Source organism: Streptomyces sp. NBC_00988, assembly GCF_045162645.1.
GTDB lineage: Bacteria > Actinomycetota > Actinomycetes > Streptomycetales > Streptomycetaceae > Streptomyces.
In genome coordinates this window covers 7,579,099-7,600,733 of record NZ_CP108730.1, presented here as the reverse complement: position 1 = coordinate 7,600,733, position 21,635 = coordinate 7,579,099, and the positions used below count along the sequence as shown (strand labels likewise).

The window sequence follows — 21,635 nt, the reverse complement described above, 5'->3', positions numbered from 1 at the left end:
CCTCGGGCCGTCGTCAGGCGTCGCTCGTCGCGCCCGAGCGGGACCGGGCGACGATGGAGGAGGCCGCGAAGTTGACGATCAGCGTCATGAGGAACAGCGCGAAACCCGCCGCCATCAGGGCGGACATGCCGAACTCGCTGGCCTCGCCGTAGTGCAGCGCGATCAGCGAGGCGATCGAGCTGGTCCCGGACTGCAGGACGTGCCACTGGATGTCGAAGGTCACCGAGATGATCATGAAGATGGCGATGGTCTCGCCGAGCGCCCGGCCGAGCCCGAGCATGGTGCCGCCGATCATCCCGCCGCGCCCGAAGGGCAGGACGACGCTGCGGATCATGCCCCAGCGGGTCGCGCCGAGCGCGTAGGCGCCCTCGCGCTCACCGGCGGGAGCCTGGGAGAAGACCTCGCGCATGATCGAGCAGATGATCGGCGCGATCATCATGCCGACGACCAGTCCCGCGATGAACGTCGAGGACGTGTAGAGACTCTCGGGCGCCAGCGGGTCGGCCGGGTCGGCGCCCCGCACGTCGAAGACCGGGATCCAGCCGAAGTACGTGGAGATCCAGCGGGCGATCGGCAGCACCTTGTCCTGGAGGAAGAACACGCCCCACAGGCCGTAGACCACCGACGGCACGGCGGCCATCAGGTCGACGGTGCTGATCAGGGTCCGGCGCAGCCGGGGCGGCGCGTACTCCGAGATGTACAGCGCCGCGCCGGTGGCCAGCGGTACGGCCACGGACACGGCGACGACCGCGATCAGCACGGTGCCGACGAGCACGGCCGCGATCCCGAAGTTCCCCTGGTCCGGCGCCCATTGGGCCGTGGTGAGGAACGACCAGCCGGCCTTGTCCAGCGCCAGCCACGCCCGGTAGAGCAGGAAGCCGCCCACGAGCAGCATGACGCCCAGCACGAAGGTGCCGCCGGAGCGCAGCACCACGCGGAAGACCCGGTCGGGCAGACCCGGGTCGGCGTACAGGCGTCTCGGCACGTCGTCGTCGGGCCCGGCCGCGAGAGCGGTCACGGGCTGCGGCTGTCTGGTTCGTCTCGGCACAGGCACGGTCCCGACGCTCCGGGCCCACGATTGACATGCTCACCCCGAGGTGTGAACGAGAGGTTCCCTGGGGGCAACAACCGTTGCGCGGACCCCGCCCGCACCATGGACAACTCGCCGCTGGGCAGTATCAGTTGATGAACTCACCTGTGGAGTAGGCAAGTTGACCGAACGTCAGCTACTGTCCCCGAATAACTCAGGCCCCGCACCCACCAGTTCGGGCAGCATCGCGCGGAAACGGTCGTAGGCGGCACGGCACGTGGCATGTCGCTCGTACGTCCGCGCCGCGCCGGCCAGATGCCGCCCGGACGTCTCCCACACCACCCACACCCAGCCGCCGCCCTCGGTGCTGTGCTGGATGCCACCGCCCATCTCGGCGTGGCGCGCGCACAGCCGCACGAAGGCCGTACGACATCGCGCATGGCTGTCGTGCGAGGTCAACGACACCGCCACCGCCCGACCGTTGGGGGCGACCAGCCGCCAGCCGAACCCGCCCCGGCCGTCGATGTCGATCTGACATCTCATGCCCATCACCGCGACGGCAGGTCTTGCCGCCTCACCGGACCGCTCCATGTCCCCACCCCTGCCGCCCATTGATGAGTAAAACCCGCAGGTACGGCGCTATGGACGGCATCAGCAATCTACTGAGGCACGAGTGAACGGCACGAGACAAATGTGGTGGCCGGGCCCACGCTTCATGTCGAAGTATCCCCTAGGTAACCCCTAGGACAGGCACAGGGAAAGCGCTCACCGCACGGTCTGGACAACGTTGCCAATAAGCGGACGGAAGCGTCGGCATGGGGCACCGCCCCGCACAGCGGTCAGGACAGCCAGTGCGTGACGAGCACCGCGATCCAGGCGATACCGAGACCCACGGCGAACGGCCACAGCGGCCGCCCGCGCTCCTTCTCCCCGCTCTCGCCGGTGGGGCGCAGGGCGGGGTCGGCGATCATCGCGGCGAGTTCGGCGGCCAACGCGTCGTAGGGATGGGCGAGTTGGCGTCTGCGTTGGAGCCAGGGCCAACGGGGCGCGGCCACCGACCAGTCGTCGCCGTCGCGCACCCGCAGTTGCAGCTCGAAGGACTCCCGACGGACGGAGCGGAGGTCGTCCCAGGGGATGTGGCGCGGGGCGCGCAGCCGGTTCAGCCAGATACCGGTGCGGTCGGCGGTGATGCGCCAGCGGAGTTTCACGGGGACGCGGACGGCACACAGCAGGCCGGTGAGGAGGAGCAGCCCTTGAAGCCAGAGGCTGTCGTCGATCCCCAACAGGAAGTACCCCACGCACCACAGCATCGTCAGGAAGCCCGCCAGCCGGTCCACCGGCCCCGCCCGCCAGCGCCGTACCGGCACCACGGTGGTCCCCGCCCGCACGGTCGCGGCCAGTTCCCCGTCCCGCGCCGCCCGCACCGCCGCCCGCTCCTCCCGGGCGAGCCGCCGCCGCGCGGCGCCCTCCGGCAAGGGTCGTACGGGCCCGGTTGACCATTGCGTCACCGGCGGCTCACCGGGCTCCTCCGGCGCGGTGAGCAGGAGGATCTCGGCGCCGTCGCAGGGGGTGCCGTAGAGGACGGCCTCGCGCAGGGGGGCCGGTTCACCGGCCGCGTCCTTGTCGAGGAGTTCCTCCAGTTCCTCCCGCGCCGCCTCGTCGCCCTTGTCGTCCCCGTCCCCCTCCCCCTCGTCGTCGCGTACCGCCCTCGTCGCGACCGTGAACAGCGGCCGTAGCGCCTCCGTGTCGTCCGTCGCGTAGATCACGGCGTCCTCGTGCTCGTCCTTGCCGACGAGGACGCGCAGCACGGGCGCGGGTGCCGTGCGCAGGGCGACCGCCCGGCGTCGGCCGAGGGTTCCGGAGAGGAGCAGGGTGAGGGCCAGGCCCAGCGTGAACAGGCCCTCCGCGACGGCCAGTTGGCGGTCGTCCGCCCCGTGCCACAGGCCGGAGGTGGCGAGCAGGACGACACCAGGTAGGGCCAGACCGGCCCCGAACCTGAGGAAAAGCCCGCCCCGCCGCACCGGCCCGTCAGCGTCCGGCGGTACGGCCGTGACCCCGTCGGTCGCGGCCAGGGCGCTGTGCCGCTGGCGGGCACGCGCGCGTGCCCGTAGCCCGGTGGCCGTCACGGAGGCCAGGACCAGCAGGGCGGCGCACACCAGGACCGGCCACGACAGCCCGATCCCGTGTATCGCCGCCAGCACGATCAGTACGGGGGCGGAGAACCGTACGCCCTCGGGACGCCACAGCCACCAGACGACCTGGAGCGGCAGCAGCGCAACCAGGTCCGGGGGCAGGTCCGTCGTCGCCAGCAGGCCGAAGGCGGCCAGCACGGCGCACCAGACGGCCAGTTCGACGGCCCAGTGGCGCGGCCGTACCGGTACCCACCACGGGACCACCGCGCCGGCCCACACGCGCGCGTGCTCCCCGTTCCAGTCCACGCACCCCTCGGGTATCGCGGAAAGGGGCAGCGGCGACGACTCCCGGACGTTCGTGGTCATGACATCCCAGAGAGGTGTGAGTGGGGAGGGGTGAGTGCGGGTGATCCCAGTGCGGAGGGGGATGCGCGGGCGGTGCGACTGCGGGCGGTGCCCGTCCGGTCAGCCCGTCGCCAGCAGGATCGCCAGGAGTACGGCACCGGCGACCACCGGCGCGACCACCTCGTACGCCCAGCGCACGGTGACCTCGCCCTGTGCCGACTCCGCCTGCTCCCTGGCCTCCAGCAGTTCGCGCAGGTCGGTCATGATCTGGTCGGACTCCGCGCGCGTGGACCCGCCCGGCACGGCGCCGCCCCGCATGCCGCTGCCCGCGCCCATGCCGCCGCCGAACCCGCCGAGCCCGCCGCCGAAGCCCAGGGCGCCGGATCTGCCGCCGCGCTGCGCGCCCGCCGCCTCCGCCGCGGCCTTCGCCTCGCGCCGCGCCGCCTTCTTGCGGGCCCGCAGCGAGACCGGCACCGACCACAGCTGGAACTTGGCGCCCGCCTTCGTGACGACCTCGTTCGAGAACCCGGACCGCAGCGTGGCGATCTCACCCCACGGCAGTACGACGACCCGGAACGGGTTGCGGACGCGCAGCCGGTCCGGGCCCGCGTACACCGCCGGGCGGAGCGTGAACGCGGCGATCGCCGGGACGACGAGGATCAGGCCGGCGAGCGCGAGCCACGGGGTGCGGCCGTGGCCGGACACCAGGGCGTCGATGCCGAGCCAGCAGGCGATGGCCAGCAGCAGGACACCGCCGATGAGGCCCGCGGGTGAGCGGTAGATCCGGTCTTTGGGCTCGGGGTGCGGGGTCGTCATGCTGCCGATTCTGCCTCAGGGGTGCGCCTGCTCGCCGTCGGGGACCTGTTGCGTTCGCGACCGCGGGTGCGCTGCGGCTGGTCGCGCCCACGCGACGGAGCCGCACACGGATACGGCCCCGCGCCCCTAGGTAGGACCACTTGCCCGGGGTGTACAGCTGCTACGCGCGTAGATATGCTCGTGTGGTGACCATGCCCACCACTGCACCTGCTGCTGCACACGCACTCGGCGAGGTAACGGCTTCCGACAGCACGCTGCGCCGTTTCCTCCACGGGCTGCCCGGCGTCGACGCGGTCGGCCTGGAGGCGCGTGCCGCCTCGCTCGGGACCCGTTCCATCAAGACCACCGCGAAGGCGTACGCCATCGACCTCGCCATCTCGATGGTCGACCTGACGACGCTGGAAGGCGCGGACACCCCCGGCAAGGTCCGGGCGCTCGGCGCCAAGGCGGTCCGCCCCGACCCGACCGACCGCACGAGCCCCTCGACTGCGGCCGTCTGCGTCTATCCCGACATGGTGGCCACCGCCAAGGAGGCCGTCGCCGGTTCCTCCGTGAAGGTCGCCTCCGTCGCCACCGCCTTCCCGGCCGGCCGTGCCGCGCTCGCCGTGAAGCTGGCCGACGTGCGCGACGCGGTCGCCGCCGGCGCCGACGAGATCGACATGGTCATCGACCGCGGGGCGTTCCTCGCGGGCAACTACATGAAGGTCTACGACGAGATCGTCGCCGTGAAGGAGGCCTCGGGCGCCGCCCGCCTGAAGGTCATCTTCGAGACCGGCGAGCTGTCGACGTACGACAACATCCGCCGCGCGAGCTGGCTCGGCATGCTGGCCGGCGCGGACTTCATCAAGACGTCGACGGGCAAGGTCGCCGTCAACGCCACGCCCGCGAACACCCTGTTGATGCTGGAGGCGGTCCGCGACTTCCGCGCCCAGACCGGCGTCCAGGTCGGCGTGAAGCCCGCGGGCGGTATCCGTACCTCCAAGGACGCGATCAAGTTCCTGGTCATCGTCAACGAGACGGCGGGCGAGGACTGGCTGGACAACCACTGGTTCCGCTTCGGCGCGTCCTCGCTCCTGAACGACCTGCTGATGCAGCGTCAGAAGCTGGCCACCGGCCGCTACTCCGGCCCCGACTACGTGACGGTGGACTGATCCACATGGCATCCACATCTGCATCCGCATCCGCATTTGAGTACGCACCGGCGCCCGAGTCGCGCGCCGTCGTCGACATCGCGCCCTCCTACGGCCTGTTCATCGACGGCGAGTTCACCGAGGCGGCCGACGGCAAGGTCTTCAAGACCGTCTCCCCCTCGACCGAAGAGGTCCTCTCCGAGATCGCCCAGGCGGGCGAGGCGGACGTCGACCGCGCGGTGAAGGCCGCCCGCAAGGCCTTCGAGAAGTGGTCGGCGCTGCCCGGCTCCGAGCGCGCGAAGTACCTGTTCCGCATCGCCCGGATCATCCAGGAGCGCAGCCGCGAACTGGCCGTCCTGGAGACCCTGGACAACGGCAAGCCCATCAAGGAGACGCGCGACGCGGACCTTCCCCTGGTCGCCGCGCACTTCTTCTACTACGCGGGCTGGGCCGACAAGTTGGACCACGCCGGCTTCGGCGCGAACCCGCAGCCGCTCGGCGTCGCGGGCCAGGTGATCCCCTGGAACTTCCCGCTCCTGATGCTCGCGTGGAAGATCGCCCCGGCACTGGCCACCGGCAACACGGTCGTGTTGAAGCCCGCGGAGACGACCCCCCTCTCGGCACTCTTCTTCGCGGACATCTGCCGCCAGGCGGGCATCCCCAAGGGTGTCGTCAACATCCTTCCGGGCTACGGCGATTCGGGCGCCGCGCTGGTCGCGCACCCGGACGTGAACAAGGTCGCCTTCACCGGTTCCACGGCGGTCGGCAAGGCGATCGCGCGCCAGGTGGCCGGTACGACCAAGAAGGTCACCCTCGAACTCGGCGGCAAGGGCGCGAACATCGTCTTCGACGACGCCCCCATCGACCAGGCGGTGGAGGGGATCGTCACCGGCATCTTCTTCAACCAGGGCCAGGTCTGCTGCGCGGGCAGCCGCCTGCTCGTCCAGGAGTCCATCCAGGACGAGCTGTTGGACTCCCTGAAGCGCAGGCTCTCCACGCTCCGCCTCGGCGACCCGCTCGACAAGAACACGGACATCGGCGCGATCAACTCCGCCGAACAGCTCTCGCGGATCACCTCGCTCGTCGAACAGGGCGAGGCGGAGGGCGCCGAGCGCTGGTCCCCGTCCTGCGAACTCCCGTCCTCCGGCTACTGGTTCGCCCCGACGCTCTTCACGAACGTCACCCAGGCGCACACCATCGCCCGCGACGAGATCTTCGGCCCGGTGCTGTCGGTCCTGACCTTCCGCACGCCCGAGGAGGCGGTCGCGAAGGCCAACAACACGCAGTACGGCCTCTCCGCCGGCATCTGGACGGAGAAGGGCTCCCGCATCCTCGCGGTCGCGAGCAAGCTGCGCGCGGGTGTCATCTGGTCCAACACGTTCAACAAGTTCGACCCGACCTCGCCGTTCGGCGGCTACAAGGAGTCGGGCTTCGGCCGCGAGGGCGGTCGCCACGGCCTGGAGGCGTACCTCGCCCCGTCGAGCCCGGAGGGCGAGCGATAAATGAGCACAGTTGATCGCACCAACGAACGCCTCAGCGTCTTCAAGACCTACAAGCTGTACGTCGGGGGCAAGTTCCCCCGGAGCGAGAGCGGCCGGGTGTACGAGGTGACCGACTCCAAGGGCAAGTGGCTCGCGAACGCGCCGCAGTCCTCCCGCAAGGACGCCCGCGACGCCGTAGTGGCGGCCCGCAAGGCGTTCGGCGGCTGGTCCGGCGCTACGGCCTACAACCGCGGCCAGATCCTCTACCGCATCGCCGAGATGCTGGAGGGCCGCAAGGACCAGTTCGCGCGGGAAGTCGCGGACGCGGAGGGCCTGTCGAAGTCGAAGGCGGCCGTCGTGGTCGACGCGGCGATCGACCGCTGGGTCTGGTACGCGGGCTGGACGGACAAGATCGCGCAGGTGGTCGGCGGCGCGAACCCGGTGGCGGGCCCGTACTTCAACCTGTCGTCCCCCGAGCCGACGGGAGTGGTCACCGTCCTGGCACCCCAGGAGTCCTCCTTCCTCGGCCTGATCTCGGTCGTCGCCCCGGTGATCGCGACCGGCAACACGGCCATCGTCATCGCGAGCGAGAACTCCCCGCTCCCCGCACTGTCGTTGGGCGAGGTCCTGGCCACCTCCGACCTGCCCGGCGGCGTCGTCAACATCCTGTCCGGCAGGACGGCGGAGATCGCGGCCCCCCTGGCCGCACACCAGGACGTCAACGCGATCGACTTGGCGGGCGCGGACGACGTACTGGCGAAGGAGCTGGAGATCGCAGCGGCCGACAACCTCAAGCGGGTTCTCCGTCCACAGCCTGTGGATTACGCGGAGACTCCCGGCATCGACCGTCTGACGGCCTTCCTGGAGACGAAGACGGTCTGGCACCCGACGGGTTCGCTGGGGGCATCCGGCTCGTCGTACTAGGCAGGCCGAAGGCCAACGCCCAGGGGCGCGGGGCTGTGTTCGACATGCGGCTCCCCGCGCCCGCCCCCGCAGTCGCTCAACCCCCCAACAGCCCCGTCACCTGCCCCACCACCGGCATGCTCCCGATCGACTGAGCCTCGGCCACCGGCCCCGTCAACGCCTGCGAGGCCAACGGCTGGAAGTCCGCGAGCTGGGTCGCGACCCCGTTGTCGAGCGGGTCGACACCCGTCCCCGCGAGGGGGTTGGGCTTGAGACCCGCGACCGGCCCGGTGACATATCCGACCGTGCCGGTGACGGCGCCGAGCCCCGCCGCGGGGTCGATCTTGCCCAAGGACGTGGGCCGCGTCCGCATCACGTCGACCACCGGCGCGGTGTCCGCGGCTGCCGACGCCGCCCCCGCACCGAGGGCGCCTGAGGCGATCGCGAGGGCGACGAGGGCGCGCTGGGCGGTCGGATGCTGGGGGGACGTGTGTCGTGCCATTGCTGGTGCCACCTTCTGGTGCGCAGGGTAATCAGGTCAGCACGAAGGGTAGTTGACGTGTGATGCGCGTTCCACTGGCGACCCGCGGGGTCGGCAGGACGTACGGAATGCGTCAAACTGGTGTCCCGTGAGCATCCTTTCCCCGTCACCGGCCCGTGTCGTGCTGCTGTGCGGCCCCTCGGGGTCCGGCAAGTCCCTCGTCTCCGCCCGGTCCGGTCTACCCGTGCTGCGGCTCGACGACTTCTACAAAGAGGGCGACGACCCGACGCTGCCGCAGGTGGCGGGGAGTTCGGACATCGACTGGGACCACCCCGACTCCTGGGACGCGGACGTCGCGGTCACCGCGATCGTCGAGCTGTGCCGCACGGGCCGTACGGACGTGCCGGTCTACGACATCTCGCTGAGCGCCCGCACGGGCACGGAGGCGGTCGATGTGGGCCGGACCCCGTTGTTCATAGCGGAGGGCATCTTCGCCGCCGAGGTCATCACCCGGTGCCAGGAGCTGGGCGTCCTCGCGGACGCGCTGTGCCTGAGCCGCGGCCCGATGCGCACCTTCCGGCGCCGTTTCCTGCGGGATCTCAGGGAGGGCCGTAAGTCCGTGCCGTTCCTGTTGCGGCGCGGCTGGCGGCTGATGCGGCTGGAGCGGTCGATCGTGGCCCGGCAGACCGGACTCGGCGCGTACGCCTGCGACAAGGACGAGGCGCTGGGCAGGCTCGCGGCGGCGGCGGCGGTGGGCCGGCGCCCGGCCGCCGCTTCCACGCCCGCCACCACCCCCACCGTCTGAGGGCACGAAAAAAGCGGGACTGGACGGACCCCCCGGCCCTCCAGTCCCGCTCTCCCCGTTCCCCCGTGGTACTTCCCCCGTGTTTCCCCCCATGGTCCCCGTGACCCCGTCGGCACCCCCCGGTACCGATCCCCCGCGGTCCCCCCGGACCTCCCCCGTTACCTATTCCCCCCAACCTTCAGGCGACAAGCTCCCCGAAGGCGTCCTCCTCGTCACGGCCGAAGCTGAGGACCTCGTCCTCACGCATGCGGCGGAGCGACCGCCAGATGCTGGACTTCACCGTGCCGACACTGATGTCGAGGATCTCCGCGATCTCCGGGTCCGTGCGGCCCTCGTAGTAGCGGAGGACCAGCATGGTGCGCTGGAGTTCCGGCAGCCGGGACAGCGCCTGCCACAGGACCGCGCGCAGTTCGGTGCCGCGCATCGCGTCCGTGTCGCCGGGCGTCTCCGGCAGTTCCTCGGTCGGGTACTCGTTCAGCTTGCGGCGGCGCCACGCGCTGATGTGCAGGTTCGTCATGGTGCGGCGGAGGTAGCCCCCGACCGCGGCCTTGTCGCTGATCCGGTCCCATGCCTTGTACGTCGAGAACAGCGCGCTCTGCAGCAGGTCCTCGGCCTCGAAGCGGTCACCGGTCAGGTGGTACGCGGTGGCGTACAGGGAGGCGCGGCGCTCCTGGACGTAGGCGGTGAACTCCGCCTCCGACAGCGAGCGACGCTCCCCCGTGTCCTCCCTGTACGCGCTTCCCCCGTGCGCTTCCCCCGTGTGCGCGTCAACCACCGTCATGTAACCGGTGTGCTGACGCCCGGTGCCGCGAGCGCACCCCCGCCCGCTCACGGCACCGGACTTCTCGGAACCCCGGGTGACGTCGTGCAGACGCGTGATGACTGCGTTGTTGCTGGTGCTGTGCAGCGTGTTCATCTCGCGCCCCCCGTAGTGGACTTGCCCGGTGTTCGGAAGTTCCGGCTCGGTTCCCTCGTGGTTCCTTGCCTGTGCCGAAAATCCTGCCGGGGGCACTTCATGGACGTGTCCCCCGACTGTCACAGACCTGTCACAGGGCCCGGTCTCTGCGGCTGGCCTCAGAAAACGGACAGTCCGGTCACAGAAAAGGGCGCTACGGGTGCGCACACGTACCTACGACAGCTACGTACACGTACAGGTGTCGAAACCCCGGCCCGCCATGGGCCAGAATGAGCCCCGTGCCTTCCCTGTTGCTGATCGAGGACGACGACGCCATCCGGACGGCCCTGGAGCTCTCGCTGACGCGCCAGGGACACCGGGTAGCCACCGCTGCCAGCGGCGAGGACGGTCTGAAGCTGTTGCGTGAGCAGCGGCCGGACCTGATCGTGCTGGATGTGATGCTGCCCGGCATCGACGGTTTCGAGGTGTGCCGTCGTATCCGGCGCACGGACCAGCTGCCGATCATTCTGCTCACCGCGCGCAGCGACGACATCGACATCGTCGTCGGACTGGAGTCCGGCGCCGACGACTACGTGGTCAAACCCGTGCAGGGGCGCGTGCTCGACGCCCGTATCCGGGCCGTGCTGCGGCGCGGGGAGCGCGAGGCCAACGACGCGGCGACGTTCGGTTCGCTGGTGATCGACCGGGCCGCGATGACCGTCACGAAGAACGGCGAGGACCTCCAACTCACGCCCACCGAGCTGCGGTTGCTCCTGGAGCTGAGCCGGCGGCCCGGACAGGCCCTGTCCCGGCAGCAGTTGCTGCGCCTGGTGTGGGAGCACGACTACCTCGGTGACTCGCGGCTGGTGGACGCCTGTGTCCAGCGGCTGCGCGCCAAGGTCGAGGACATCCCGTCGTCCCCGACCCTCATCCGTACCGTGCGCGGCGTCGGCTACCGCCTGGACTCGCCTCAGTGACCGACGCACCAGGGGGGATCCGCGGCTGGCGCCCGGGTCGTAAGGGAGTTCTGTGGCGGCTGCGGTTCACCAGCCTGCGCCTCAGGCTGGTCGTGGTCTTCGGCCTGGTCGCGCTGACCGCCGCCGTGTCCGCGTCCGGCATCGCGTACTGGCTCAACCGCGAGGCCGTCCTCACCCGCGCCCAGGACGCCGTCCTGCGCGACTTCCGCCAGGAGATGCAGAACCGCGCCGGCGCCCTGCCCATGCACCCCACGCAGGACGAACTGATGCGCACCGCGGGCCAGATGGCCAACAGCAGCCAGCGCTTCAGCGTCCTGCTCGTCGGCGAGGACGCGAACGACAAGACGGTCTACGGCAACTCGGGCGGCCTGAACGGCTTTTCGCTGGAGGACGTGCCCAAGTCGCTGCGGACGGCGGTGAACAAGCAGCAGTCGGTGTCCGACGGCAACAAGGAGCCGTACCACCTGTACTGGCAGCGGGTCACCGAGCACGGCACGCCGTATCTGGTGGCCGGGACCCGGATGATCGGCGGCGGGCCGACCGGTTACATGCTCAAGTCCCTTGAGCCCGAGGCGAAGGACCTCAACTCCCTCGCCTGGTCGCTGGGTATCGCGACCGGGCTCGCGCTGATCGGTTCCGCGCTGCTCGCGCAGGCCGCCGCGACGACCGTCCTCAAGCCCGTGCACCGGCTCGGCATCGCCGCGCGCCGGCTCGGCGAGGGCAAGCTCGACACCCGGCTGCGGGTCTCCGGTACCGACGAACTCGCCGAACTGTCACGGACGTTCAACCAGACCGCCGAGGCGCTGGAGAAGCGGGTCGCCGACATGGCCGCCCGCGACGACGCCTCGCGCCGTTTCGTCGCCGACATGTCGCACGAGCTGCGGACTCCACTCACCGCCATCACCGCCGTGGTGGAGGTCTTGGAGGAGGAACTCGACGCCGAGACCGGCAGCGTGGACCCGATGATCGAGCCTGCCGTACGGCTCGTCGTCAGCGAGACCAAGCGGCTCGGCGACCTCGTCGAGAACCTGATGGAGGTCACCCGCTTCGACGCGGGCACCGCCCGCCTCGTCCTGGACGACGTCGACCTCGCCGACCAGATCACCGCGTGCATCGACGCGCGCGCCTGGCTGGACGCCGTGGACCTGGACGCGGAGCGCGGCATCCACTCCGTGCTCGACCCGCGCCGCCTGGACGTCATCCTCGCCAACCTCATCGGCAACGCCCTCAAGCACGGCGGCTCGCCGGTCCGGGTGTCGGTCCGGTTGGAGGACGACGACCTCGTCATCGCGGTCCGCGACCACGGCCCCGGCATCCCCGAGGACGTCCTGCCGCACGTCTTCGACCGCTTCTACAAGGCGAGCGCCTCCCGGCCCCGCTCCGAGGGCAGCGGCCTCGGCCTCTCCATCGCTCTGGAGAACGCCCACATCCACGGCGGCGAGATCACCGCCGCCAACTCCCCCGACGGCGGCGCGGTGTTCACCCTGCGCCTGCCCCGGGACGCCTCCACACTCACGGAGGAGACCGACAAGGGCGAGGGCGAAGGCCCTGACGGATCGGTCGGCTCCGAGGGGAACGGATCATGACCGTACGACAGTTGACGGCCCGGCCCCGCGAACGCGCCCTGGCGGTACGGCCGTTGCTGGCGCTCCCCCTGCTCGGCCTGCTGCTCGCCGGATGCGGGATCCGGGCCACGGAGGTGCCGACCGACTTCGGGGCGGCGCCGTCACGGGTGCCGTGCACGCTCACCGAGCCGGACGTGTCGCCGCAGGCCGCGCGCGGGGTGCCCGTGCAGGTGTTCCTGCTGTGCGGGTCGTCGCTGGTGACCGTCGACCGGGCCGTGCAGGTGCCGGACGGCACGGCGGACGTGCAGCGGCGCGTCATCGTCGCCCAGGGGCTGCTGGACCAGCTCGCGGAGTCGCCGTCGTCGGGCGAGAAGGACGCCGGGTACACGACCGACGTGCGCGGCGGCATGACGGTGAGCGGGCCCCGCGCCAAGGACCCCAAGGACGCGCTGCGGCTGAGCAATTCACCGGCCGACCTCACGTCGTACGCGCTCGCCCAGCTCGTCTGTACGTTCTCCGACTCGGCCGCGGCCGAGGGCGACGGCTCCGTGATCCTCGGCGGCCCGGACGGCTCGCCGCTGCGCCGTTACGAGTGCACGGACGACGTCCGCTCCGACCCGGGCACCAAGGCACCGCCGTCCAGCGAGGTGACGGGCGGCTGAAGCCGCGTGCGCCCCGGGGGTGAACGAGGCGCGAAAAGGGGCGTGTGGCGCAGGCCTCACCCTGGTGCTCGGTGCCTACCCGGAACCGATCGTGCCGGAGAGGGCGTCTTGTGGGGCGTGCAGCGTCAAGGCTCCATCGGCGGCAGCGCCGCGATTCGCGTCCGTGTGGCAGGAGGTGTCCTCCTCGTCGCACATCTCGTGCTCGTCGCCTGGGTCACGCTGCGCCCAAGGGACGTCCCCTGGGTAATGCCCCCGAACCTGCACCCGCTGGCCAGTATCAGAGCCGATCTGGCCATGGGCTGGCCGGAGGCGTCGAAGCGGATCGGCGAGGGCCTCGCGCTGCTGGCCCCGCTGGGCGTCCTGCTCCCGATGGTCAGCGGCAGACTCCATGTCTCCCCGCTCGCGTCCTTCATCCGTACGGTCGCGGCGGGCGCCCTGATCTCCCTGGGCATCGAACTGCTCCAGACCGGGGTGCCGGGCCAGGTCGTCGACATCGACTCGCTGCTCATGAACACCGTGGGCGTCGCCCTCGCGCACGCCGCGATCGTCCCGGCGGCCCGCTCCTGGCTCCGCCGCAGGGCTGAGACCCGACAGCCCCTGACCGTCCTCCAGGAGGAACCGGCTCAGGGACGGACCCCGACGATTCCCAGGGTCGGCATCGCACCGTAGAGCGACGCCGGGCGGGCAGCGGCTCCGTACCGTTGAAGGCAGATGGGGCAACCACACGGGGGCCCCGGACAGCCGCTCGCGAAGGAGCCCATCATGACCGCCATTGCCCGCCCCACCCAAGGCCGCATGATCGGCGGAGTGTGCGCAGCGCTGGCGCGGCGCTTCGGTACCTCCGCGACCACGATGCGGGTGATCTTCCTGGTCTCCTGCCTGCTGCCCGGTCCGCAGTTCCTGCTCTACATCGCGCTGTGGATCCTGTTCCCGGCCGAGGACAAGGTGCGCGGCGAGGCCTGGTGAGGCTCCGGCGCGCGTACGCCGATGGGGCGCACCCCTCGTCCGGGGGTGCGCCCCATCGGCGCGTTCGGGGGTGGGCTCAGCCCAGGGGGATGCCGTTCAGGGGCAGGCCGTGCGTGGGCAGGCCCGTGTTCGACAGCGGGAGGCCGCCCAGCAGCCCGGCGACGGGCGCGGTCGGACCGTCGGACAGCACCTTCTCGGCGGCGGGCTGCACGGCGGACAGACCACCGGCGAGCGCGGGCTGCGCCTGGCTCAGCGCCTGGCCGGCACCCGGCAGCGCCTTGGCGACGTTCTCCGCGGGCAGCGTGTGGGTCACGGTACCCAGCGCCTGGGTGGCGTCCGGAAGCGCCGGAGCCGCGCTCGCGGCACCCGCGCCGACAGCGGCGAAAGCGGCACCGAGGGCGGCGACACCGAGGGTCTTGGCAGCAGACTGCTTCATGGTGAATGCGTCCTTGAATGGGATGACGGGGGATGTGAGCGGTCCAAGACCGTAAACACGCGAAGGCATCCGCCGCAAACATCGAAATGCGGACGGATTGTGAACACCCGCCCGCATTCCGGTCCCACCCCTCGACCTCGTTCAGCCCTCTTCGGCCGTAGAACCGCTGGTGGAAGCGGTCTGCCGGAACAGCCATTCGGATTTCAGCTCGGCATATCCGGGCTTGATCACGTCATTGATCATGGCGAGTCGTTCATCGAAAGGAATGAATGCTGACTTCATAGCATTGACGGAGAACCACTGCATGTCGTCGAGCGAATAACCGAACGCCTCGACAAGGTGCTCGAATTCCTTGCTCATGCTGGTGTGCGACATGAGGCGATTGTCGGTATTGACCGTGGCGCGGAAGTGCAGTCGGCGCAGCAGCCCGATGGGGTGCTCGGCGTAGGAGTCGGCCGCTCCGGTCTGGAGGTTGGAGCTGGGGCACAGCTCCAGCGGGATGCGCTTGTCGCGCACGTACGACGCGAGGCGCCCGAGCTCGACCGAACCGTCCTCCTTCACCTGGATGTCGTCGATGATGCGCACCCCGTGCCCGAGCCGGTCGGCGCCGCACCACTGCAGCGCCTGCCAGATCGACGGCAGCCCGAAGGCCTCACCGGCGTGGATCGTGAAGTGGTTGTTCTCGCGCTTCAGATACTCGAAGGCGTCCAGGTGCCGGGTGGGCGGGAACCCGGCCTCCGCGCCCGCGATGTCGAATCCGACAACTCCGCCGCCGCCCAAGTCGCGGTACCGGTTGGCGAGTTCGGCGATCTCCAGGGAACGGGCCGCATGCCGCATGGCGGTGAGCAGCGCCCCGACACGGATCCGCCGCCCGCTCTCCCGCGCAAGCGACTCCCCTTGCCGGAAGCCCTCGTTGACGGCCTCGACGACCTCTTCGAGGCTGAGCCCGCCGTCGAGGTGCTGCTCGGGCGCGTACCGCACCTCGGCGTAGACGACACCGTCCTCGGCGAGGTCCTCGGCGCACTCGCGGGCCACCCGGATCAGCGCGTCCCGGGTCTGCATCACGGCGACCGTGTGCGAGAAGGTCTCCAAGTACCGCTCCAGCGAACCGGAGTCGGCGGCCTCGGCGAACCACATGCCGAGCTTGTCCGGGTCGGTCTCGGGGAGTCCGGTGTACCCGGCGTCCCTCGCGAGGTCGACGATCGTCCCCGGGCGGAGACCGCCGTCGAGGTGGTCGTGCAGCAGAACCTTCGGCGCCCGGCGGATCTGGTCCGGCGTCGGGGTGTTCGGGGTGCTCTGGCTCGTCATTTCCGCACTCTAACTCCTACGCGCGTAGATCACCCGTTGTACGAATCCGTCGATACGTAACGGTGACCGCGCGGAAGGATGGCGTACACGCTCACTTCTGACACTGTTCTGTCATGGCACAGCAAGCGACGCCGGTCAGGACGGCCCGGCTGGGGAGAGCGCTCGGTCCCGAACCGACCTCGGTGAGCGGCGTGGTGCTGCTGCTCCCCGGCGGCGAGGAGGTGTCCAGCCGTAGACCCTCCCCCATGTTGGCGACGGCCTCCGTACGGACGTTGGGCCGCCGACTGGCCCGCGCGGGGGCGGGTGACGGGCTCGCCGCGCATGTCGTCCACTACCGCCGCCGCGGCTGGAACGGCAGCGAGGCGTCCCTCGCGCGCGACGCGGCGTGGGCGGTGGAGGAGGTCGTACGGCGGTACGGGGACGTGCCCGTGTGTCTCACCGGGATCGACATGGGAGCCCGGGCGGCGTTGCGCTCCGCGGGGCACGAGGCGGTGAACTCCGTGGTGGCGCTGGCTCCTTGGCTGCCCGAACAGGATGTGGCCGCGCCACCCGAACCGGTGAAGCAGCTGGCGGGGCGGCGGGTGCTGATCGTGCACGGCACGAACGACGAACGGACCGATCCCGAACTGTCGTTCCGGTTGGCGGCTCGGGCGAAGAAGGCCAACCGGGACATCTGCCGGTTCGAAGTGCATTCCGATGGCCACGGGTTGCATCAGCACCGGCAGGAAGTGCACGCGCTGGCCGAGGACTTCGTGATGGGGGCGTTGTTCGGGCGGACGTTCTCGCGGCCTGTTGAGGATGCGCTGATGGCTCCGCCGCCGTTGGGGTTGAGGATGCCGTTGGCTGCGGGGTTTGGGCGGTCGCTTCGCAGGGGGTGAGGGGTGCGGGCTGTTGTACCTAGGTGCGCAGTTCCCCGCGCCCCTAGGGGGATGCGCCTACGTTGGGAGCAAGTTGCCCTTTCTTGCGAGGAGGAACTGCTTGAAAGCTGCCACCGGCGGGGTGTCGGGGTGGCCGTCCAGCCATGCCACGCCGATCTCCCTCACCGCTCTTGGAGCTGTGACCGTCAACTCCGCAACTCCCGGGCGGGGTACGGCTGGTGGAGGGAGAAGCGCGACCCCCAGCCCTGCCGCCACCAAGCCCCGCAGGGTCTCGGCCTCCTCTCCCTCGAAGGCGATCTTCGGGCGGAAGCCGGCCTCCTTGCAGACGGCGTCGGTGATGCTGCGGAGGCCGTAGCTCGGTTCCAGGGTCACGAAGGTCTCGTCGGCTGCCTCCGCGAGGCGGATGCGCTTGCGGGTGGCCAGGCGGTGGTCGGCCGGGACGACGAGGCGGAGTTTCTGTACGTCGAGGCGGTGGGCCACGACGTCGGGGGCGTCGAGGGTCGGGGAGGTCAGGAGGCAGAGGTCCAGTTCGCCCGCGCGCAGCCGTTCCAGCATGGCCTCGCCGTAGTTCTGGACGAGGCTGAAGCGGACGCGGGGGTGGTCGGCGCGGAAGGCTCGGATGAGGCCGGGGACGGTTTCGGAGCCGAGGGTGTGGAGGAAGCCGAAGGCGACCTTGCCGGTGGCGGGGTCGGCGTCGGCGCGGACCTCGTCGGCGGCCTTCTCGATTTCGGCGAGGGCGCGGTCGACCGAGGTGAGGAAGGTGCGGCCGGCCGGGGTCAGGGACACCGTGCGGCCTCTGCGGGCGAACAGGTCGACGCCCAGGTCCTGTTCGAGGCGGACCATCGCCCGCGACAGGGTGGACTGCGGGACCTGCATCTCCTGCGCGGCCCGCGTGACGTGCTCGGTGCGGGCGACGCCGGCGAAGTACGCGAGGCGGGGCGCGAGCAGCGCGACGATGTCTTCTGTGTCACCGGACGGTGACAGGTGAGCCTGTGAGCTGTACTGATGCACCATGGGAACGATTATGGCGTTTCCGTGCATTGGACGGATGAGCGGGGCCGTACGTAACTTCGAAGCATGTCTCCCGCCGATACCGGGGCGTCCACGATCGTGGCCGCCGCCAGCCCTGTCCCCGACGCCGACTCCGACTCACGGCTGACGCCGGGTGGTCCCGGCTATCGCCGGATGAGCTTCGCGCTGTTCCTCGCGGGCGTGGCGACCTTCGCGCTCCTCTACTCCACGCAGGCCCTGCTGCCGCTGATCTCCTCCGGTTTCGCGGTGTCGGCGAGTGCGGCGAGCTGGACGGTGGCGGCGGCGACGGGTGGGCTCGCGTTGTTCGTCCTGCCGATGAGCGCGCTGTCGGAGCGTTTTGGACGTCGTACGGTCATGACGGCGTCGTTGGTGGTCGCGGTGAGCCTCGGGGTGCTGGTCCCGTTCGCGCCGTCGCTGGGCGCGTTGGTGGCGCTGCGGTTCCTCCAGGGGGCCGCGCTGGCCGGGCTGCCGGCCTCGGCGACGGCGTATCTGGCGGAGGAGGTCTGGCCGAAGGCGCTGGTCACGGCGATCGGCCTGTTCGTGGCGGGCAACAGCGTCGGCGGGATGAGCGGCCGGGTCATCACCGGCTGGGTCGCGCAGGAATGGGGCTGGCGGGTCGCCGTGGCGGTGATCGGTGTCATCGCGGTCGCCTGCGCCATCGCCTTCCGGCTGTTGCTCCCAGCCCCTCGGCACTTCACGCCGGGTTCGCTGCGCCCGCGCGTCCTGGCCCGCACGGTCCGCGACCACCTCGCGAACCCGCTGCTGTGCCGGCTGTACGCGATCGGCGCGCTGTTCATGACGGTCTTCGGCGGCGTCTACACGGTCATCGGCTACCGCCTCACCGAGGCCCCCTTCTCCCTCCCGCAGGGCATTATCGGCTCGATCTTCCTCGTGTATCTGGTGGGGACCGTGTCGGCGTCCACGGCGGGGCGGCTGGTGGGTCGGCTGGGGCGCCGGGGTGCCCTCTACCTGGCGGGCGGTACGACGGCGGCGGGTCTGCTGGTCTCCCTCGCCGACTCGCTTCCCCTGGTGCTGCTCGGCCTGGTCCTGATCACGGCCGGCTTCTTCGCGGGGCACGCGGTCGCGTCCTCGGCGGTCAGCAAGACGGCGACAACCGGGCGCGCGCAGGCCTCCGCCCTCTACCAGTCCGCCTACTACATCGGCTCCAGCACCGGCAGCACGGTCGGCGCGATGGCGTTCCACGCGGAGGGCTGGGCCGGGACGGTGGGTGTGGGGGTACTCGCGGTACTGGGTGTCATGACGATCACTGTGCTGGGGTCGCGGGCGGCGCGGACGCAGCAGAGGCTGGCGCCGATCGGCCCGTCCGGCGTTTGAGGACGGCGCCCACACCGATACCGGGCGCCCTGTAACCACCCTGACCTGCACGTTCATCCACTCCTCGCGCCATTGTCAGTGGGCTGCGCTACGTTTCGGGGTAAGGGAAGAACGGCCACAGGGGTGGGTGGGCGAGACCATGAGTGACAGCGTTGTTACGACGACGGACCTCGACGTCAGGCTGGAGAAGCACCGCGTCGAGCTGACCGGGTACTGCTACCGCATGCTCGGCTCCTCCTTCGAGGCCGAGGACGCCGTACAGGACACGATGGTCCGCGCGTGGCGGAACTACGAGAAGTTCGAGGGACGGTCCAGTCTCCGTTCGTGGCTGTACCGGATCGCCACGAACGTCTGCCTGGACATGCTGTCCGCAGGCAACAAGCGGGCACGGCCCGTCGATCTCAGCGACTCCACCCCCCTCGCGCAGGCCGCGCTGTCGCCCCGCGCGGACAACACGTGGCTGGAGCCGATGCCGGACGCGCGCGTGCTGCCGACCGTCGCAGACCCCGCGGAGGCGGCCGTGGCCAAGGAGTCCGTACGACTCGCTTTCATGGCCGCCCTGCAGCAACTCCCGCCCAAACAAAGGGCGGTGCTCATCCTGCGCGAGGTGCTGGCCTGGCGGGCGAGCGAGGTGGCCGAGCTGCTCGACACCTCGGTCGCGTCGGTCAACAGCGCGCTGCAGCGGGCCCGTACGACCCTCGCCGAGCGGGACGACAAGGCGGCCGACGCGGCCGTGTCCGACCCGCTCGACGAGGAGCAGCGCAAGCTTCTTGAGCGGTACGTCGCGGCCTTCGAGGGCTACGACATGGCCGCGCTCACCGCGCTGCTGCACGAGGACGCCATCATGACGATGCCGCCGTTCGACCTGTGGCTGACCGGCCACGACGACATCACGGGCTTCATGACGACGATCGGTTCCGCCTGCGAGGGCTCACGCCTGATCCCGGTGCAGGTGAACGGTCTGCCGGGCTTCGCCCAGTACAAGCCGGACCCCGAGGCGGGTGGTTACGCGCCCTGGGCGGTCCAGATCCTGGAGATCTCAGACGGCGGGCTCACCGGGTTCCACTTCTTCCTGGACACGAAGCGCTGGTTCCCGTTGTTCGACCTGCCCCTCCATCTCGACGCGGAGTCCGACGAGATCGAGGAGGGCTCGTAGTGCGGGGGCGGGGTCGCGGAGCCTGATCCGGCCACCGGCCCGGCGGGCGGTCAGCGCGAGGCGGGCCAGGAGATCGACGGTACCGAGCCCCGGCGGTCCCGGCCCCACGACCTCGATCTCGACCAGGACCGCTCCGGCACCGGGCGTCGCCTCCAGCAGTGCCCGTACCTCGGCGCACAGCCCCGCCACCTCGTCACGGGTGACGGGGCGGGCCGGCACGAGTACAGCGGGTGTCTTGGCGTCCACGATCGGTAGACCGGGTGGGCGGTCGTAACTCATCGGGGGCGACCGCCTAGGTTTGCTGTATGCCCCACGGATCAGCCCCGCCCTGGATACCCGACGCCCTCCCGCGCGCCGACGTCGCCGCCGAGGGGGTGCCGTGCAGGGGGTGCTGACCGGGTTCGCGGTCATCGGTGTGGTCATCGCGGTCGGCTATCTGATCGGGCTGCGCGGTTCCCTCGGCGAACACGGGCGGGACGTCCTGACCAAGCTGGCCTTCAACGTCGCGTCCCCGGCGCTGCTGTTCACGACCCTCGCGCGGGCCGACCTGTCGGTGATCTTCTCCAGCGGGCTGCTCGTGACGGTGCTGAGCACGGCGGCGGTGGCGGGGCTGTTCGTGGCGGTGGGCGTCGTACGGGGCTGGGGTGTCGGCCGTACGACGATCGGGGCGCTCTGTTCGAGTTACGTCAACTCCGGCAACCTCGGTATCCCGATCTCGGCGTACGTCCTGGGCAACGCCTCGCTGGTGGCGCCGGTGATGTTGTTCCAGCTCGTGGTGGTGAGCCCGCTCGCGCTGACGGTCCTCGATCTGTCGGGGGAGGGCGAGAAGGGGCCGTTGTGGCTACGGCTGCTCACGCCGCTGCGGAATCCGATCGCGGTGGGTTCGCTCGCGGGGGTCGCGGTGGCGGCGAGCCGGGTTCATGTGCCGAACCCGGTGATGGAACCCCTCACGCTGATCGGCAACATGGCTGTGCCGGCGGTGCTGATCGGGTTCGGGATTTCCCTGCGGGGCAGCAAGATGCCGGGGCGGGGGGCGGATCGTCAACCGGTGTTGCTGTCGGTCGCGTTGAAGGTCGTGGGGCAGCCGGTGATCGCGTGGGCGTTGGCCGTCGCGGTGTTCGGCATTCGCGGAGCGGGGTTGCTCGACGTGGTCGTGACCTCGGCCCTGCCTGCCGCGCAGAACCTGTACACGTACGCGAGTCGGTACCGGGTGGGTGAGGGGCTGGCTCGGGACTCGATCCTGCTGTCGACGGTGTTGTCGGTGCCGGTGTTGGTGGGGATTGCTGCGCTGCTCGGGTGAGT

General features: G+C 70.5%; 23 protein-coding genes. 13 read left to right on the top strand and 10 right to left on the bottom strand.

Annotation, left to right across the window (positions count from 1 at the left end; translation table 11 throughout):
• Positions 1-13: 13 nt before the first annotated feature.
• The 4 genes from pstC to OG496_RS35105 form a co-directional block, all read right to left on the bottom strand.
• Entirely contained in the window at positions 14-1,018 is a 1,005-nt protein-coding gene (gene pstC / locus OG496_RS35120) for a phosphate ABC transporter permease subunit PstC (protein ID WP_405973756.1), read from the bottom strand.
• A gap of 204 nt (positions 1,019-1,222) precedes the next feature.
• Positions 1,223-1,621 (bottom strand): hypothetical protein, encoded by a 399-nt coding sequence (locus tag OG496_RS35115; protein ID WP_405973755.1) that lies wholly within the window; start codon positions 1,619-1,621, stop codon positions 1,223-1,225.
• 248 nt (positions 1,622-1,869) lie between these two features.
• The gene (locus OG496_RS35110; RefSeq protein ID WP_405973754.1) at positions 1,870-3,528 is read right to left on the bottom strand and encodes a hypothetical protein; all 1,659 of its coding nucleotides are present in this window, start codon (positions 3,526-3,528) and stop codon (positions 1,870-1,872) included.
• A 99-nt stretch (positions 3,529-3,627) separates the two neighbouring features.
• Entirely contained in the window at positions 3,628-4,323 is a 696-nt protein-coding gene (locus tag OG496_RS35105; protein WP_366489386.1) for a PH domain-containing protein, read from the bottom strand.
• A gap of 191 nt (positions 4,324-4,514) precedes the next feature.
• Here OG496_RS35105 and deoC point away from each other — a divergent pair, with 191 nt between their 5' ends.
• The 3 genes from deoC to OG496_RS35090 are packed head-to-tail and all read left to right on the top strand — an operon-like array spanning position 4,515 to position 7,858.
• Positions 4,515-5,474, top strand: coding sequence for a deoxyribose-phosphate aldolase (deoC, locus tag OG496_RS35100; RefSeq protein WP_405976772.1), 960 nt, complete (start codon positions 4,515-4,517; stop codon positions 5,472-5,474).
• Between the two features lie 5 nt (positions 5,475-5,479).
• Positions 5,480-6,955 carry an aldehyde dehydrogenase family protein gene (locus OG496_RS35095; protein WP_405973753.1) on the top strand — a complete coding sequence of 492 codons (1,476 nt, stop codon included), beginning with the start codon at positions 5,480-5,482 and terminating at the stop codon, positions 6,953-6,955.
• A complete protein-coding gene (locus OG496_RS35090; protein ID WP_405973752.1) occupies positions 6,956-7,858 on the top strand; it encodes an aldehyde dehydrogenase family protein in 903 nt (300 codons plus the stop codon). It abuts the gene before it with no gap.
• A gap of 76 nt (positions 7,859-7,934) precedes the next feature.
• On the opposite strand, the gene OG496_RS35085 is transcribed toward OG496_RS35090, so the two are convergent.
• Positions 7,935-8,339 carry a hypothetical protein gene (locus OG496_RS35085; RefSeq protein WP_405973751.1) on the bottom strand — a complete coding sequence of 135 codons (405 nt, stop codon included), beginning with the start codon at positions 8,337-8,339 and terminating at the stop codon, positions 7,935-7,937.
• 127 nt (positions 8,340-8,466) lie between these two features.
• Here OG496_RS35085 and OG496_RS35080 point away from each other — a divergent pair, with 127 nt between their 5' ends.
• Positions 8,467-9,123, top strand: coding sequence for a uridine kinase (locus tag OG496_RS35080; RefSeq protein ID WP_405973750.1), 657 nt, complete (start codon positions 8,467-8,469; stop codon positions 9,121-9,123).
• Positions 9,124-9,301: 178 nt separating this feature from the next.
• Here the strand turns inward: OG496_RS35080 and OG496_RS35075 are convergent, their stop codons facing one another.
• On the bottom strand, positions 9,302-10,039 hold the full coding sequence (locus OG496_RS35075) for a SigE family RNA polymerase sigma factor (RefSeq protein WP_366489380.1): 738 nt from the start codon (positions 10,037-10,039) through the stop codon (positions 9,302-9,304).
• Between the two features lie 278 nt (positions 10,040-10,317).
• On the opposite strand from OG496_RS35075, the gene afsQ1 reads away from it, so the two are divergent.
• From afsQ1 to OG496_RS35050, 5 genes are all read left to right on the top strand, one after another.
• Positions 10,318-10,995 (top strand): two-component system response regulator AfsQ1, encoded by a 678-nt coding sequence (gene afsQ1, locus OG496_RS35070; protein WP_033280216.1) that lies wholly within the window; start codon positions 10,318-10,320, stop codon positions 10,993-10,995.
• Positions 10,992-12,581 (top strand): ATP-binding protein, encoded by a 1,590-nt coding sequence (locus tag OG496_RS35065; protein ID WP_405973749.1) that lies wholly within the window; start codon positions 10,992-10,994, stop codon positions 12,579-12,581. The genes afsQ1 and OG496_RS35065 overlap by 4 nt, the downstream gene beginning before the upstream one ends.
• On the top strand, positions 12,578-13,222 hold the full coding sequence (locus tag OG496_RS35060; RefSeq protein ID WP_366489379.1) for a hypothetical protein: 645 nt from the start codon (positions 12,578-12,580) through the stop codon (positions 13,220-13,222). The genes OG496_RS35065 and OG496_RS35060 overlap by 4 nt, the downstream gene beginning before the upstream one ends.
• A gap of 117 nt (positions 13,223-13,339) precedes the next feature.
• Positions 13,340-13,891 carry a VanZ family protein gene (locus tag OG496_RS35055; RefSeq protein ID WP_405973748.1) on the top strand — a complete coding sequence of 184 codons (552 nt, stop codon included), beginning with the start codon at positions 13,340-13,342 and terminating at the stop codon, positions 13,889-13,891.
• A gap of 93 nt (positions 13,892-13,984) precedes the next feature.
• Entirely contained in the window at positions 13,985-14,188 is a 204-nt protein-coding gene (locus tag OG496_RS35050) for a PspC domain-containing protein (RefSeq protein ID WP_318018402.1), read from the top strand.
• Between the two features lie 76 nt (positions 14,189-14,264).
• On the opposite strand, the gene OG496_RS35045 is transcribed toward OG496_RS35050, so the two are convergent.
• Positions 14,265-14,624, bottom strand: coding sequence for an ATP-binding protein (locus OG496_RS35045; protein WP_366489377.1), 360 nt, complete (start codon positions 14,622-14,624; stop codon positions 14,265-14,267).
• 141 nt (positions 14,625-14,765) lie between these two features.
• Positions 14,766-15,932: an adenosine deaminase gene (locus OG496_RS35040; protein ID WP_405973747.1), complete on the bottom strand. Its 1,167-nt coding sequence runs from the start codon at positions 15,930-15,932 to the stop codon at positions 14,766-14,768.
• 113 nt (positions 15,933-16,045) lie between these two features.
• Between OG496_RS35040 and OG496_RS35035 the strand changes: the two genes are divergently transcribed.
• A complete protein-coding gene (locus OG496_RS35035; protein ID WP_405973746.1) occupies positions 16,046-16,810 on the top strand; it encodes a prolyl oligopeptidase family serine peptidase in 765 nt (254 codons plus the stop codon).
• 57 nt (positions 16,811-16,867) lie between these two features.
• Here OG496_RS35035 and OG496_RS35030 read toward each other — a convergent pair whose 3' ends face one another.
• The gene (locus OG496_RS35030) at positions 16,868-17,824 is read right to left on the bottom strand and encodes a LysR family transcriptional regulator (RefSeq protein ID WP_405973745.1); all 957 of its coding nucleotides are present in this window, start codon (positions 17,822-17,824) and stop codon (positions 16,868-16,870) included.
• 63 nt (positions 17,825-17,887) lie between these two features.
• Here OG496_RS35030 and OG496_RS35025 point away from each other — a divergent pair, with 63 nt between their 5' ends.
• Together OG496_RS35025 and OG496_RS35020 are read left to right on the top strand one after the other, a co-directional pair.
• Positions 17,888-19,177, top strand: coding sequence for an MFS transporter (locus tag OG496_RS35025; protein WP_405973744.1), 1,290 nt, complete (start codon positions 17,888-17,890; stop codon positions 19,175-19,177).
• A gap of 139 nt (positions 19,178-19,316) precedes the next feature.
• Entirely contained in the window at positions 19,317-20,333 is a 1,017-nt protein-coding gene (locus tag OG496_RS35020; protein WP_366489370.1) for a sigma-70 family RNA polymerase sigma factor, read from the top strand.
• On the opposite strand, the gene OG496_RS35015 is transcribed toward OG496_RS35020, so the two are convergent.
• Positions 20,217-20,612, bottom strand: coding sequence for an STAS domain-containing protein (locus OG496_RS35015; protein ID WP_405973743.1), 396 nt, complete (start codon positions 20,610-20,612; stop codon positions 20,217-20,219). The genes OG496_RS35020 and OG496_RS35015 overlap by 117 nt on opposite strands.
• Positions 20,613-20,712: 100 nt before the next feature.
• On the opposite strand from OG496_RS35015, the gene OG496_RS35010 reads away from it, so the two are divergent.
• Positions 20,713-21,633 carry an AEC family transporter gene (locus OG496_RS35010; RefSeq protein WP_405973742.1) on the top strand — a complete coding sequence of 307 codons (921 nt, stop codon included), beginning with the start codon at positions 20,713-20,715 and terminating at the stop codon, positions 21,631-21,633.
• Positions 21,634-21,635: the final 2 nt, after the last annotated feature.

What these genes read in the sequence shown, in the direction of transcription:
- OG496_RS35115 (WP_405973755.1), bottom strand. Translation starts at nt 1,621, where the DNA reads ATGGAGCGGTCCGGTGAGGCGGCAAGACCTGCCGTCGCGGTGATGGGC.
- OG496_RS35110 (WP_405973754.1), bottom strand. Translation starts at nt 3,528, where the DNA reads ATGACCACGAACGTCCGGGAGTCGTCGCCGCTGCCCCTTTCCGCGATA.
- OG496_RS35105 (WP_366489386.1), bottom strand. Translation starts at nt 4,323, where the DNA reads ATGACGACCCCGCACCCCGAGCCCAAAGACCGGATCTACCGCTCACCC.
- deoC (WP_405976772.1), top strand. Translation starts at nt 4,515, where the DNA reads ATGCCCACCACTGCACCTGCTGCTGCACACGCACTCGGCGAGGTAACG.
- OG496_RS35095 (WP_405973753.1), top strand. Translation starts at nt 5,480, where the DNA reads ATGGCATCCACATCTGCATCCGCATCCGCATTTGAGTACGCACCGGCG.
- OG496_RS35090 (WP_405973752.1), top strand. Translation starts at nt 6,956, where the DNA reads ATGAGCACAGTTGATCGCACCAACGAACGCCTCAGCGTCTTCAAGACC.
- OG496_RS35085 (WP_405973751.1), bottom strand. Translation starts at nt 8,339, where the DNA reads ATGGCACGACACACGTCCCCCCAGCATCCGACCGCCCAGCGCGCCCTC.
- OG496_RS35075 (WP_366489380.1), bottom strand. Translation starts at nt 10,039, where the DNA reads ATGAACACGCTGCACAGCACCAGCAACAACGCAGTCATCACGCGTCTG.
- OG496_RS35060 (WP_366489379.1), top strand. Translation starts at nt 12,578, where the DNA reads ATGACCGTACGACAGTTGACGGCCCGGCCCCGCGAACGCGCCCTGGCG.
- OG496_RS35050 (WP_318018402.1), top strand. Translation starts at nt 13,985, where the DNA reads ATGACCGCCATTGCCCGCCCCACCCAAGGCCGCATGATCGGCGGAGTG.
- OG496_RS35045 (WP_366489377.1), bottom strand. Translation starts at nt 14,624, where the DNA reads ATGAAGCAGTCTGCTGCCAAGACCCTCGGTGTCGCCGCCCTCGGTGCC.
- OG496_RS35040 (WP_405973747.1), bottom strand. Translation starts at nt 15,932, where the DNA reads ATGACGAGCCAGAGCACCCCGAACACCCCGACGCCGGACCAGATCCGC.
- OG496_RS35035 (WP_405973746.1), top strand. Translation starts at nt 16,046, where the DNA reads ATGGCACAGCAAGCGACGCCGGTCAGGACGGCCCGGCTGGGGAGAGCG.
- OG496_RS35030 (WP_405973745.1), bottom strand. Translation starts at nt 17,824, where the DNA reads ATGGTGCATCAGTACAGCTCACAGGCTCACCTGTCACCGTCCGGTGAC.
- OG496_RS35025 (WP_405973744.1), top strand. Translation starts at nt 17,888, where the DNA reads ATGTCTCCCGCCGATACCGGGGCGTCCACGATCGTGGCCGCCGCCAGC.
- OG496_RS35020 (WP_366489370.1), top strand. Translation starts at nt 19,317, where the DNA reads ATGAGTGACAGCGTTGTTACGACGACGGACCTCGACGTCAGGCTGGAG.
- OG496_RS35015 (WP_405973743.1), bottom strand. Translation starts at nt 20,612, where the DNA reads ATGAGTTACGACCGCCCACCCGGTCTACCGATCGTGGACGCCAAGACA.